This window comes from Aquamicrobium sp., assembly GCF_023954335.1.
In the GTDB taxonomy this organism is placed as follows: domain Bacteria; phylum Pseudomonadota; class Alphaproteobacteria; order Rhizobiales; family Rhizobiaceae; genus Aerobium.
On the sequence record NZ_JAMLIE010000002.1, the window covers coordinates 56,479 to 69,817 of the forward strand.

The following is a 13,339-nucleotide window of genomic DNA, read 5'->3' on the forward strand; positions in this document are numbered from 1 at the left end:
CTATGGCCGTCTCGCGCCGTTCGCAGATCGCGGCCCAGCTTGGCAAGCCGCCTCAGATGCGCAGCCATGCCTTCCCGGCTCCTATCGCTGGATGGGTGACGGCCGACGCAATGATCGCATCCCGCCCCAACTCGGCCCAGGTGCTGGAAAACTTCTTCCCGACGCAGAAATCAATCCGCACGCGCGGCGGTCTTCGCATGTGGGGATCGTACGGCATCAATCCCATAAGATCGATGCTGGTCTACAACGTCGAGGGGAATGCGCAGTTCTTCACTTCCACCGGAGACGCCCTGTGGAACAGCACGGCTCCCACGGACATCATCCTCTACGATCAGAACCTTGAGGCGCTGACGGACGAGAGCGACGATCCGCTGACGATTGCTGACCCTCCGACGCCCGCAGTGGCCGGCCTGACGGGCGGGTATTACTGCTATGTCAATTTCGCCACCTCGGGCGGGTATTTTCTGATTGCCGTCAACGGCACCGATCAGATGCGCATCTATGACGGGTCGAACTGGTATCCAATCGGGGCGAGCGAACTCTATCGCATTTCCTACAACAGCGAGGTGGCGCCGTTTACCGTGGGCGAGACGGTTTCAGGTGCGGTATCCGGGGCGTCCGCCACCATCGTCCGGGCCGAAAGCGGATACATCTGGATCAACAATCTGATTGGCAGTTTCGACGGCAACGAGACGATCACGGACGGGCAGGGCGGCGAGGCGACCACGGACGCGCCGGAAACCCTGCTGTGGAACCCGGTTACGGGCGTTGCGACCAATGCCCTGTCTCATGTGTCCGCCTATCGCAATCGCCTGTTCTTCGTGGAGCAGAACACGTTTCGCATCTGGTATCCCAGCGTCAACACAATTGTCGGGGCCTTTTCATCCTTCAATCTGGACGGCGTTTTCCAGAAAGGCGGATCGATCCTGTTCACGGCAACGTGGTCTATGGACGCCGGCGACGGCATGGACGACAAGTTCGTTATCGTCTCGACTGAGGGCGAGGTTGCCGTTTATCAGGGCAGCAACCCCAGCGATGCTGACGACTGGCACCTTGTCGGGCGCTATGAGATGACGCATCCCATGGGGCCGCGCGGATCGATGCGTGTTGGTGGCGATCTGTACGTCCTGACGCGCGAGGGACTTGTGCCGATCTCTCTCGCGATCACCAAGGGGCCGGATGTCCTCGCCATGGGGGCGGTCTCGCGCAATATCGAGCCGAACTGGCTGGAAGAAACCACGCAGCGCCGATCCCTGCCGTGGGAAATCCAGCGATGGCCGCTGAAGAACATGGGCTTCGTCACCCTGCCGATCAACACGCAGGATGCCGAGGAACGATACTGCTTCGTGTTCAACCTCGAAACCGGCGCGTGGGCAAAATACACCGGCTGGGATACGCGGTGCTGCGAGGTGTTCAACGATCAGTTGTTCATCGGCACCAGCGACGGAAAGGTCATGCAGTGCGAGGTCGGCGGGGATGACGACGGCACGCCCTACTATCCCGTTTTTGTCGGCAATTGGGAAGCCCTGCAAAGCTTCGGCAGCATCAAGACCGTCTATCAGGCTCGGGCAACGTTCATCACGAAAACGGACATAGACCCGCAACTGTCCGTTTCGGTGGATTACTCGGTTGAACTGCCGCCCAAGCCGAACGCACCGGTGTTGGACGTTGAGCCGTCGCTATGGGACGTGGGGCGATGGGACCGGGCCATATGGGATGCAGGAAACCAGTTTTACACGGTTTCGACGCGCTGGGTTTCGATAGGCCGCACGGGCTACTCGATAGCGCCGCAACTGCAAATGGCGTCGTCAGGAAACATTCAGCCCACGGCGGAACTGGCGGAAATCACGATCACCTTTGAGACGGGCGGGTTGGTGGTATGAGTTATGAGATCAAGATGGAAGACGGGGAAGCAAATTACCCGGAAATGAAATCCCTGTATATGGAGCACTACGCGGAAATGCAGCATCGATGCCGGGCGGCAGGCATCCATCTTGGTCCGTACAATCCTAGACTGGAAACGTATTTCGCTGCGGCAAAGGGCGGGTGGTTGCTTCACTTCGTGGTTAGGACAGGCGAAGGGGTGCCGGTCGGGTACTCAAATGTTTATCTGACAAACGATATGCACAACGGTGAGTTTATCGCCACTGAAGACACCGTGTTCATCACGAAAGAACATAGGAAGGGCATCGGCCGTCTTCTTGTGAAGGAAATCCTCGGAGAATTAAACCGACGCGGCGTGAAGCGCTTCAATGTGACCGCCGCCACCGATCCCAGAGCTACAAAGCTATGGCAGCGCATGGGGTTCAGGCTTGCGGGCCAAGCCATGACATTCATTTTCTAAGAGGGCAGCCATATGTGCGCACCCAAAATGCCCGAGCCGCCCGATCCGTATGAGACCGCGGCGGCTCAGACCTCGACGAACCTCTCCACGGCGCAGGCCAACTCATATCTCGGCAACGTCAACCAGATCACGCCGCAAGGTTCGCTGACCTATTTAGACGGCGATCCGAAATTCGTTGCCGATGCAAACGGTCAGACATGGTATCGCGGGCCGAACGGCGAGCTTACGCAAACCGCACCGCAGGGCTATGTCCCGCCCTCGTCTACCTCCGGCTGGTCCAGCCCCTTCGGCGATGTGACGCGCGAGGATGGCGGATTTGAAGGCTCGTTGGTCCAGACGGGAACTGGCGGCGCAGGCGGGTCAGCGGGGTCAGGCTCCCTTCCTAAAGGATGGGAACAGGTCACGGGGTACTACGTCACCCCGCAGACTGCTGTTCAGGAATATTCTCCCGGCGAGCAAAAGGTCTATGACGCCAATCTGACCGCGCGCCAGAACCTTGCCAATCTTGCCGCGAACCAGTCTGCGTTTCTGGACGAATATCTCGGCAAGCCGATGGACCTGTCGGGCATGCCGGGAGTTGACTCGTGGCAGCAGGTCGGGCTGCCGGGCTTCCAGCAGTTCGCCAACGCCCCCCAGCTTGCTACGTCTTTCGGTGATGCCGGTGCGATCAACCAGAACTTCGCCACGGGCTTCGGGGATGCTGGCTCGATCAATCGCAATTTCCGCACCGGCATAGACGACGCTGGCGATATCACCACGTCCTACAACGGCGATTTCTCGGAAGACCGGCAGCGGGTCGAAGATGCGCTTATGGCGCGGATGCAGCCCCAACTGGACCGCCAGCGGGAGGCATTGGAGACCCGGCTTGCCAATCAGGGCATCCGTCTCGGCTCCGACGCCTATAGCTCTGGGCAGGCTGATTTCGGGCGTCAGGTCAACGATGCCGTTCTCGGCAACATCCTCGCGGCCGGTCAGGAGCAATCGCGCCTTGTCGGCATGGAGCGCGACCGGGCGGTATTCGAGAACGCCGCACAGGCGCAGCAATACGGCCAGAACGCCAACGATGCCGCCTTCTACAATCAGGCGCTCATGGCAGGCAACGCAGCCCAGCAGCAGAATTACGATCAGTTGCTTGGCCGGGCGCAGTTCGGGCATCAGGGGCAGATGCTCGGCAATCAGGCGCAGCAGCAGAACTACGATCAGTTGCTTGGCCGGGCGACATTCGGCAATGCCGCCACCCAGCAGAATTTCGCCAACCAGTTTCAGGTGACGGGCGCGAACAACGCCTTGCAACAGCAGCAGTTCGGCAACCAGATGACCGAACAGCAGGCCCGGATTGCAGCCCAGCAGAACGCGCAGAATGCGTATTTGCAGCAGCAGTTCGTACTGCGAAACCAGCCGATCAACGAGATCGGGGCGTTGCTCGGCACGGGTCAGGTGCAGAACCCGAGCTTTGTGAACGCGAGCATGCCGACGATCCCGACCGTCGATATGGCCGGGCTGATCAACGAGAACTACAATCAGCAGCTTGGCGCGTGGCAGCAGCAAAACGCGGCCAGCCAGAGCCTGTTCGGCGGCCTGTTCGGGCTGGGATCGGCGTTCCTCATGCGATCAGACCGTCGCGTGAAGGATGATATCGAGAAGATCGGCAAGACCGATGACGGTCAGAATGTCTATTCCTTCGCCTACAAGGATGACCCGATGCACCGGAAGCATGTCGGCCTGATGGCGCAGGAAGTCGAGAAGAAGCATCCCGAGGCGGTTCGTACCTTCGGCGGGGTCAAGCATGTTGACTATGCCAGGGCGCTTCCGATGGGCAGTATTCTGAGGGCGAACTGATGAGCTTCATATTCGACGCCAACAAGCAGGCCGCGCCCAGCTCGTTGAGGGCCGCGCGATATGCGCTCGCGACCAATCCCCCCAAGGATATCGGCAGTGGCATTCAGTCCATCGCGCAGGCGCTCATGATGCGCAATCAGCAATACCCGTCCGCGCCTGCCGGCAACCCGCTTGTTCAGGCCGCCGGGCGCATGGGCAGCCTGTTCGGCCTCGGTCAAAGGGGGCTTTACTGATGGCGTCCTATATCTTCGGCGGCGACACCGGCGAGACCCCGGAAAGCATCAAGCGCAAGCGTGAGCTTGCGGCCGCCCTGATGCTGGGCAACCGCAAGGCCCCGCAGAACGTGGGCGAGGGGTTGAACGCCATCGGGCAGGCGCTGATGTATCGGCAGATGATGGGGGAGGCGCGCGCCGCCGAACAGGCCAGCCTTGCCTCGGGGCAGCAGAGCATGCAGGGCATCATCGAAGGGATGGGGCGCAGCTACCATCCTCCCGCGCCTTCGATGAATGGCAGCGTGCCGATGCCTGAAGCGGACATGGCGTCCGCACGCGTGGCGCAGGCGCATGGGGACAACGATCTGCGTAGCGGCATCATCTCGACGGCGAAGGCGCTGGGCATCGACGCTACCGATCTTGCAACCGCTATCTCCTATGAGACTGCCGGCACGTTCGACCCGACAAAGCGCGGCCCCCGGACGCAATGGGGCCAGCATCGGGGCCTTATCCAGTTCGGTGAGCCGCAGGCGAAAGAACACGGCGTAGACTGGAACAATCCGGTCGGTTCGCAGCTTGGCCCGGACGGCGCTGTCGCCAGCTATCTGCGAAAGGCCGGGGTGCAGCCGGGCATGGGCCTGATGGACGTTTATTCGGCCATCAATGCCGGCGGCGTCGGCCGCTACAATGCGTCTGACGCCAACAATGGCGGCGCTCCCGGAACAGTGGCCGATAAGGTCAACAACCAGATGGCAGGCCATCGGCAGAAGGCGCTTGCCTTGCTGGGGAGTGAGCCTGCAAGCCCGGTCCCGGCGCCGACAAGCGGCCTGACGCCCGAAGCATTGCAGGCGTGGGCATCGCAGAACTACCAGCCTTCTCAGGCGCAGACCGGCCAGCCTTCGCCCGGCACCCAGCCCCGTTTGCAGCCCGGCCAGCCGGCCCCCGCCATGGCTCCCGCGCAGCCCGTATCCGACATGCCCGTTGCCGCAGCCCCGGACCCTCGACTGGAAATGTCCGGCAATGTGGACGTTCCCCAGCCGACCGGCCCGACGCTACAGGAGCTTGCGGCCGCGCTGGGCAATCCTCATCTGCCGGAGCATTTCCGGCCGATTGCGCAGGCGCTGCTTGGGCAGCAGATGCAGCAGATGGACCCGCGCTACGGCATGCAGCTTGAGGCGGACAAGCTCGGGCTGGAAAAGTCTCGGCTTGAGATCGATGCGATGCGCAATCCCCAGCCGAAGGATACAGACGATATCCGTGAATACAATTTCGCTCGTCAGCAGGGCTATCAGGGATCGTTCACCGATTTCATGACGGATATGCGCCGCGCCGGTGCTACCAGCGTCAATGTCGGCGCAGGGGAGAAGGCGTGGGATCAGGAAAGCGCCAAGCTGTTCGCCAAGCGGTATGATGATATTACTGCCGGGGCCGCGAATGCTCATCAGATGATGGGCATGTATGATCTGGCTGAGCAGGCGCTGAATACGGGCGTACGTACCGGCGTGGGAGCCGAGGCGGAACTGACACTGCGCCAATTGGGGGCGGCGCTTGGGATGGATACAGACCCCGAAAAGCTCGCGGGCGGCGAATTGATCCGGGCGGTACAGAACCGGATGGCTCTTACGATGCGTTCACCGGACGGCGGGATGGGCATGCCGGGCGCGCTGTCGGATCGGGATATCAAGTTCCTCAAAGATTCGCAGATAGGCATTGATCGTTCGCCGGAAGGCAACAGGCGGATGCTTGAAGCGTTTCGGGCGATGGAAGGCCGGAAGATCGAAATTGCGCGTCTTGCGGACGACTACATTGAACAGAATGGGCGGCTTGATAGCGGGTTCAATCGCATGGTGCGCGAGCATGCGGAGGCAAACCCGCTATTTCTTGAAGCCGCCAACCCGAACAACGCCGTTCCTTCCGGCTGGGAAGATGACTGGCAATACCTTACGCCCGAGGAACGCGCCCGCGTGCTCGGGCAGTAACAATCAGGAGAGAGATATGTTTCGAAGGAAGAAACGCCGCCGGGAGGAATTTATTGCGGCGCTCAAGGGTACGCTTGCGAGGCTCAGTGAATTGACTGAACAGCCTGTTCGATCAAAAGACGCGCTGTCTCAAACTCTGCCTGAAGATGGGGTGAGCGACCCTGCGCCGTCTCAAGGTTGAGTAGGGCATCTTCGGCTATCTCTTTTACGTCCTCCGCAGAGAGTGCGCCAATCAGGAATAACCGCTTGATCGTCGCGACCAACAAATTGAGATTTGCCAGCGATGCGGCTGCTGTCGCTTCGTCCATTTCCCCCTCCCGTTTCCCTCATCATTGAATCTTTCCTCCCCGGAGTCGAGACATGGACGAACTAGAAGCCATCCGCCTTCGTGCGAAGGCACGGCGCAGAAAAGCAGAGGCGCAGGGGGGGTGGTCGCCGGGGTCCGAAGCCGATCTTGCCGAGCGCATCACCGGAACCGGGACGTTTGCCGATATGACGGGCAGCGGCATTGCGAAAGCCGTCCCGTTTGGTGATGAGATCGCGTCAGCGGCTAACGCCCCTTTCCGCGCTGCGCGGGAGTGGTGGCAAGGGGACGGCTTCGACGTTGGCCGTGCCTATGATCGCAATATGCAGGTTGAGGCGGAATTGCAGCGCCGCCGCGAGGAACGCTCCCCGATTGCGTCTACGGTCGGGACAGTAGCCGGCGGCCTTGGTGCTTCGGCACCTCTTGTGAAAGGTGGCGTATCCCTGTTGCAGGGTGCACGCCCGACGCTGCCGAGCCTTATGGGGCGGGGCGCAGCGGAAGGCGCAGCCTATGGAGCGGCCTATGGGGCGGGCGAGGGAAGGGGGCTTGAAGATAGAGCCAAGAATGCCGGATGGGGGGCGGCTATCGGAGCCGGGACCGGCGCAGCAACCGGCGCACTTGCCCGTATTGGCGCAGGCCGCGTTACAGATGACGCTATACCTTCCGTCGAGCAGTTGCAGGCGGCCAAAAATGCAGCCTATGACGCCACGGACGCCCTAGGCATCCGATACAAGCCGGATACCTACAGAAATCTCGTCGTTGATATTGTCTCGGACGCTCGTTCGAAGAACCTAAACCCCCAGCGGCACCCACGCGCGGCAAGCCTGATTGATGACATGATCAAGGAGGCTCGCTCTGGCACCGCGCCAACGCTTCGCCAGTTGGACGAGTTTCGTCAGATCGTCTATCGCGACATCGGCCCCGACAGCGCCGATCAGTTCTTCGGCAACAGGATCGTCAGCAAGATTGACGACTTTATCGACAACGCCCGGCTTGGCGATGCCCTGACCGGCGACCCGACGACTGCCGGAGACGCCGTTAAGCACGCCCGCGAACTTAACCGTCGCTATCGCAATGCGCAGACGGTTCATACGGCGATGGAAAAGGCTGAACGCCGCGCGATGGCGAACAACTCGGGCGGCAATGTCGAGAACAAGGTACGCCAGAACCTCGCCAACCTGCTTGATCGCCCCGCTACCGCGCGGTTCTTCAACGACGCAGAAAAGAAGGCGTTGGAGAAGGTAATTCGCGGCACTCGCGGTCAGAACGCAGCGCGCTCACTCGGTAATTGGGCAAAGGGGTTTGGCGGCCATTCCTTTGCTGGCGGTTCGGTAGCGGCGGCGCTGATGACGGGGAACCCCTTGCCGCTCGCGGGGGCGGCAGTTCCGTATATGGCCGGCTCCGGACTCAAGGCAGTCTCACGTGGCATTGGCAGCGCGAATGAGCGTATTGCCGAGGCCCTGATAGCCGGGGGCAAGATGCCGATGCCGGCCCTCGATCCGACGAGAAAGGCTATTGTCGATCTTCTGACACGTGGAGGCGCTCAGACGCTTCCGGGGTACACAGGCCAATAGAGCAAAGAGCATCAAATCCGCGCTCTACCGCCCCGTCGCTATACGGGCGCAGCACTGGTGTTATCAGCGGAACGATCACGAACAAGGAAAACATCACGAACGCGAACTGGATCGCGAAAGCCTTGGCATTCCCGCCGAAGAAAGGCTCGCGGGGAGGTTCTGGTTTCATTTGACCCCGCATCCGTCGTTATCGCATCGGGATGTGTAAATGCCGCGCTTGTCAGGGGATTGATAGGTGCACGAAATTAAGTAGCCGTCCTTCCGCGCGGTATCAATTAAAACCCAGCCGTTTCGATCTTTGCCTTCGCAGAGGACAAAATAATGCTTTGGCTTGCTGTCCCAGCACCCCGCTAGCACCGCCAGCACCACAACAGCAATCCACTTCATCCGCCCCGTTCCTCCCCAACCATGGAAAGATAGCATGACCGAACATGCGAGCAAAGCGCCCGCTTTGGCGCGGTACAATGATTTTGTCAGTGAACTAGAGAAAGACATGTCGAACAGATACAGAAACAGGGAAGAATTTCTCCGGCAAAAGGCCCGAGAAGGGTTCATTGAGGTGGACGGCGCGCTGCCTGCGACTTGCGGGCCGCTTCAAGCCTGTCTTCTAGTAGCGAAACGACTTCTGTCGGGAGCCGTACGGCGACGTTGGTTTTTCCGGCACAGTTAAACAGGACGATCATGTCTCCCGCGTCCGCTGAGGAAACTCCAACGTAATCAATGCCGGTTGCCTCGTATTCTATAACCGGCTTGTCGTCATCTTTCTGCATAAGCCCCTCCATCTCCTAACCTATTCCACAGCATCCCCAGCCTTTCCGCAAGCCGTCCTCCGGGGCGGCTTTTTCTATGGAGCATGCAATGCCCCGCAATTCCTCCGGCCTGTACAATCTCCCTCCCGGCACGCGAGGCCAGCCCAACACGACGATCAAGTCCGGCCCGTACAACACCTTTGTCGGGGATATTGAGCAGGACCTGAACACGCCACGCCCGATCACGGCTGGCGGCACCGGCGCGACCAACGCCCAGCAGGCGCTTACCAATCTCGGCGGCGTCTCGATTGCCGTTCTGGAAAGCATGTTCACGGGCATCGTCGCGTTCTTCGCGATGCCTGATGCGCCTGGCGGCTGGCTTGTGTGCGACGGCAGGGAGGTCAGTCGATCTACCTACAGCCGACTGTTTGCGGCTATCGGCACGACATGGGGTGCTGGCAACGGCGTCTCGACGTTCAACCTGCCCGATCTTCGGGGCGAGTTCATCCGTGGCGCTGACCTTGGGCGCGGCGTCGATCCTGACCGCGCCTTTGCCTCATCGCAGGGCAGCGACAACAAGGAGCACACGCACACCGGCGAGGCGGTGGCCGGGGGCAGTCACAATCACCCCTACAGCGTTGTCGGCCTGACGGGCGGCGCGACATTGCAGGGCTACGTCTCGGGCGCGGGCTGGGCCGCCGTGGCCGTGGGGGATACGACCACGACGGCCGGTATCCACACTCACGTCCTGACGATCAGCGAGGAAGGCGGCGACGAAGCACGCCCCCGCAATGTCGCCATGCTCCCCTGCATCAAGGACTGACCGATGCCCCGGATAGACGGTATCTACACCGCCCCGGCCGGCACGCTGGGGCAGCCCGACGAGCTTATCGCGAGCGCACGCTACAACGCGTTCATTGACGATCTGGCGGCGGACCTTTCAGCGCCGCTGCCAGTGTCGGTCGGGGGAACCGGCGCGTTCAGCGTTGCGAATGCGCTTCCAAGCATAGGCGGTCTGTCGATCTTCGCCATTCAGGCGATGTTCGCCGGTTCGGTGTTCTTCTTCGCGCGTTTGAACCCTCCCGAGGGCTGGCTGATCTGTGATGGCAGGGCGGTGTCCCGTTCGCAGCATCAGATGCTGTTCTCGAGGATCGGGACACGATGGGGCGCGGGCGACGGCATCACCACGTTCAACCTGCCGAACATACGCGGCGAGTTTATCCGTGGGGCCGATCTCGGGCGGGGCGTCGATCCTGCCCGGCAGATCGGATCGTGGCAGGGCGACCAGAACCTTGAGCACGATCACGATGGCGCGGCTGCATCTGCCGGGGGTCACTATCATGCAACCGTCAGGACGGCGCTGGTGACGAACGGGGTGCTGATCGTGGCGAACCAGTTCACCGGGACGGTCCCCAGCTACAACCAGACACTTGCATCGAGCAACACGGGCGTCGTCGGGCCGCACACGCACACCGTCACCATCAACATGACCGGCACGGAAAACAGGCCGCGCAACGTCGCGCTTCTGGCCTGCATCAAGACATAGGTGAAGAATGCCGAAAATTAACGAACTTGCAACGATCGCCGCTGCCGGCGCGAAGCTGGTTGCATCCGACTCGTCAGGCGATGCCGGCAATGTGCTGGCGTCGGACTTCGCCACGGCGTCTCAGGGGTCTTTGGCTGACACGGCCGTTCAACCGAACGATCTGGCGACAGTCGCCACCAGCGGGGCTTACAGCGACCTCAGCGGGACGCCAACGCTTGGAACGGCAGCCGCCGCCGATACGGGCGATTTTGCCACGGCGGCGCAGGGTGGTCTTGCGGCAACCGCCGTTCAACCGAACGACCTTGCGGCTGTCGCAACCAGCGGGGCTTACAGCGACCTCAGCGGCACGCCAACGCTAGGCACGGCGGCTGCTGCCGATACGGGAGACTTCGCTACGGCCGCGCAAGGCTCCCTTGCGGCAACCGCCGTTCAGCCGGGCGATCTGGCGACGGTCGCTACAACTGGCGCATATGCCGATCTGAGTGGGACGCCGACGCTCGGCACGGCAGCCGCCGCCGATACAGGGGACTTCGCGACCTCGGCGCAGGGCGGCCTTGCGGATACAGCCCTTCAGCCCGGAGCCATCGGATCAACGGTGCAGGGGCATGGCGACCTGCTTGACGACATGGCCGCGCTGTCCGACCCGAACGCGGACAGAATGCTGTTCTGGGACGACTCGGCTGGCAAAGTTGAATGGCTGACGGTCGGGGCGAACCTGTCGATCAGCGGCACCACGCTCAACGCATCCGGCGGCGGCGGCGGCGGTGGCGGCGACATGGACAGCGCCATCTACGATCCGAATGCAGTTGCTTCCGATGTCTTCGACATGGACAACATGGCGGACGGCACGGGCAAGGTCGCAATGACTGCCTCCGAGCGGTCGAAGCTGTCTGGTATCGAGACCGGGGCAGACGTGACGGACGCAACGAACGTCGCCACTGCCGGCGCTGTCATGGACGGGGATTTCAGCGCGGACGGGATGATGGCCCGCACCGGAGCCGGGGCCTATGCCAGCCGCACCATCACCGGCACATCGCAGCAGATTGACGTTACCAACGGCGATGGCAAGTCGGGCAATCCGACGCTGGCGCTCGCTTCGCAGGTTACGGCTTCGCTTGGCCTTGCTGACACGGCCGTTCAACCGAACGACCTTGCGGCTGTCGCAACTTCTGGGGCCTATGGCGACCTGTCGGGAACGCCGACGCTTGGCTCCCTTGCCGCACTCAATACCGTCAACAATGGCAACTGGTCAGGGACGGACCTCTCTATCGGGAATGGCGGTACTGGCGCCTCTGATGAGGCGACCGCCTTCTCCAATCTGAAGCAGAACGCCACGACCTCGGCAACGGGCGTCGTGGAACTGGCGACCGCAGCGGAAATCCGTGACGACACAGCCGGCAAGGCGATCACGACGGATGGACTCTGGGATGCTGCCGAGGGCGTCAATCTCGGCAATCTCACAGGGACCGTCGCGCTCGACTTCTCTGACTTCCTCGGCCTTGCCTATGGCACTGTCACCGGCAACATCACGCTCGGGGCGGTGTCCAATGCAAAACCGGGGCAGACCGTCGTCCTCGATCTGACACAGGATGCCACTGGCGGACGGACCATCGCCTATAACACGTCCTACTGGCTCGCGCCTGCCGGGGAGATCGAGTGGGATGATGGAGTGAACGCCCGAAACATCCTGATCTGTTCCGTTCTTCGCGACGGGAAAGTCGCTCTGACCTGCGCGACAAGCGGCGGAGGGCTTTCATAATGCTACCTGGAATGAATGCGGCAATGCTGCATGACGGGGGGCGGGGCGGCGCTCTTTTCCTCGCCGTCGCGCAAAGTGATTCGCCCTACATCACGATCTATGACTGGCGCACCGGCGCTCCGGTGAAGGTAGCCGATCCTGCGACGTTGCCGAGTTCTGCCATCTACGTGAGTTGGTCCCCCGACGGCCGCTACCTCGCCGTCACACGAAATAGTTCGCCCTACATCACGATCTACGACTGGCAAACCGGAGGTCCGGTCAAGATCAGCGATCCGGCGACCTTGCCGGCAGGAGCGGGGCGAGGTGCCGCATGGTCCCCCGACGGCCGCTACCTTGCGGTTGGACACCGCCTCTCGCCCTACATCACGATCTACGACTGGCAAACCGGAAGCCCCGTCAAGATCAGCAATCCGGGGACGCTGCCGGCAGGAGACAGTGGATTCGGTAATAGCGTGGGCTGGTCCCCTGACGGCCGCTACCTTGCCGTCGCGCACGTAAACTCCCCCTACGTCACGATCTACGATTGGAACACTGGTAGCCCGGTCAAGATCAGCAATCCGTGGACGCTGCCGACAGGGAATGGGCTGAGCGCGAGTTGGTCCCCTGATGGTCGCTACCTTGCCGTAACATCGGCAAACACCAGTGGTGCTAATATTCTCATCTACGACTGGCAAACCGGAAGCCCTGTGTACTCGCATGGTGTGACGCTATCCGGCAATCAGGTCTACTCGTCCGTATGGTCCCCCGACGGCCGCTACCTTGCGGTTGCACACAGCAGCTCACCCTTCGTCACGATCTACGACTGGCAAACCGGAAGCCCCGTCAAGATCAGCGATCCGGGGACGCTGCCGACAGTGACTGGTAATAGCGTGGACTGGTCCCCCGACGGTCGTTACCTTGCGGTTGCATGCAACGGTTCGCCCTACATCACGATCTACGACTGGCAAACCGGAAGCCCCGTCAAGATCAGCAATCCGGGGACGCTGCCGACAGGAGCGGCAACCGGGGCGGCTTGGGCCATCCGATAGCAGGA

13 protein-coding genes are annotated in these 13,339 nt (G+C 61.6%); 10 read left to right on the top strand and 3 right to left on the bottom strand.

Annotated features, from left to right (window positions below; translation table 11 throughout):
• Positions 1–2 precede the first annotated feature (2 nt).
• The 5 genes from M9945_RS12810 to M9945_RS12830 are packed head-to-tail and all read left to right on the top strand — an operon-like array spanning position 3 to position 6,374.
• A complete protein-coding gene (locus tag M9945_RS12810) occupies positions 3–1,883 on the top strand; it encodes a hypothetical protein (RefSeq protein WP_367944920.1) in 1,881 nt (626 codons plus the stop codon).
• A complete protein-coding gene (locus tag M9945_RS12815) occupies positions 1,880–2,344 on the top strand; it encodes an N-acetyltransferase family protein (protein WP_367944921.1) in 465 nt (154 codons plus the stop codon). Before M9945_RS12810 ends, M9945_RS12815 begins: the two co-directional genes overlap by 4 nt.
• Before the next feature lie 12 nt (positions 2,345–2,356).
• Positions 2,357–4,183: a tail fiber domain-containing protein gene (locus tag M9945_RS12820; RefSeq protein ID WP_367944922.1), complete on the top strand. Its 1,827-nt coding sequence runs from the start codon at positions 2,357–2,359 to the stop codon at positions 4,181–4,183.
• Positions 4,183–4,416: a hypothetical protein gene (locus M9945_RS12825; RefSeq protein WP_367944923.1), complete on the top strand. Its 234-nt coding sequence runs from the start codon at positions 4,183–4,185 to the stop codon at positions 4,414–4,416. The genes M9945_RS12820 and M9945_RS12825 overlap by 1 nt, the downstream gene beginning before the upstream one ends.
• Positions 4,416–6,374 carry a hypothetical protein gene (locus M9945_RS12830; protein WP_367944924.1) on the top strand — a complete coding sequence of 653 codons (1,959 nt, stop codon included), beginning with the start codon at positions 4,416–4,418 and terminating at the stop codon, positions 6,372–6,374. Before M9945_RS12825 ends, M9945_RS12830 begins: the two co-directional genes overlap by 1 nt.
• 83 nt (positions 6,375–6,457) lie before the next feature.
• Here the strand turns inward: M9945_RS12830 and M9945_RS12835 are convergent, their stop codons facing one another.
• Positions 6,458–6,682: a hypothetical protein gene (locus M9945_RS12835; protein ID WP_367944925.1), complete on the bottom strand. Its 225-nt coding sequence runs from the start codon at positions 6,680–6,682 to the stop codon at positions 6,458–6,460.
• Positions 6,683–6,734: 52 nt separating this feature from the next.
• Between M9945_RS12835 and M9945_RS12840 the strand changes: the two genes are divergently transcribed.
• Positions 6,735–8,252, top strand: coding sequence for a hypothetical protein (locus tag M9945_RS12840; RefSeq protein WP_367944926.1), 1,518 nt, complete (start codon positions 6,735–6,737; stop codon positions 8,250–8,252).
• A 165-nt stretch (positions 8,253–8,417) separates the two neighbouring features.
• On the opposite strand, the gene M9945_RS12845 is transcribed toward M9945_RS12840, so the two are convergent.
• Together M9945_RS12845 and M9945_RS12850 are read right to left on the bottom strand one after the other, a co-directional pair.
• A complete protein-coding gene (locus M9945_RS12845) occupies positions 8,418–8,639 on the bottom strand; it encodes a hypothetical protein (RefSeq protein ID WP_367944927.1) in 222 nt (73 codons plus the stop codon).
• A 164-nt stretch (positions 8,640–8,803) separates the two neighbouring features.
• Entirely contained in the window at positions 8,804–9,022 is a 219-nt protein-coding gene (locus tag M9945_RS12850) for a hypothetical protein (RefSeq protein WP_367944928.1), read from the bottom strand.
• An 88-nt stretch (positions 9,023–9,110) separates the two neighbouring features.
• Here M9945_RS12850 and M9945_RS12855 point away from each other — a divergent pair, with 88 nt between their 5' ends.
• Genes M9945_RS12855 through M9945_RS12870 form a run of 4 tightly spaced genes read left to right on the top strand, consistent with a single transcriptional unit; the run spans position 9,111 to position 13,334 of the window.
• Positions 9,111–9,824, top strand: a complete 714-nt coding sequence (locus M9945_RS12855; RefSeq protein ID WP_367944929.1) for a tail fiber protein — start codon at positions 9,111–9,113, stop codon at positions 9,822–9,824.
• A gap of 3 nt (positions 9,825–9,827) precedes the next feature.
• On the top strand, positions 9,828–10,547 hold the full coding sequence (locus M9945_RS12860; RefSeq protein ID WP_367944930.1) for a phage tail protein: 720 nt from the start codon (positions 9,828–9,830) through the stop codon (positions 10,545–10,547).
• Between the two features lie 7 nt (positions 10,548–10,554).
• Entirely contained in the window at positions 10,555–12,306 is a 1,752-nt protein-coding gene (locus tag M9945_RS12865) for a hypothetical protein (protein WP_367944931.1), read from the top strand.
• A gap of 23 nt (positions 12,307–12,329) precedes the next feature.
• On the top strand, positions 12,330–13,334 hold the full coding sequence (locus tag M9945_RS12870; RefSeq protein ID WP_367944932.1) for a WD40 repeat domain-containing protein: 1,005 nt from the start codon (positions 12,330–12,332) through the stop codon (positions 13,332–13,334).
• The last annotated feature ends 5 nt before the right edge of the window (positions 13,335–13,339 follow it).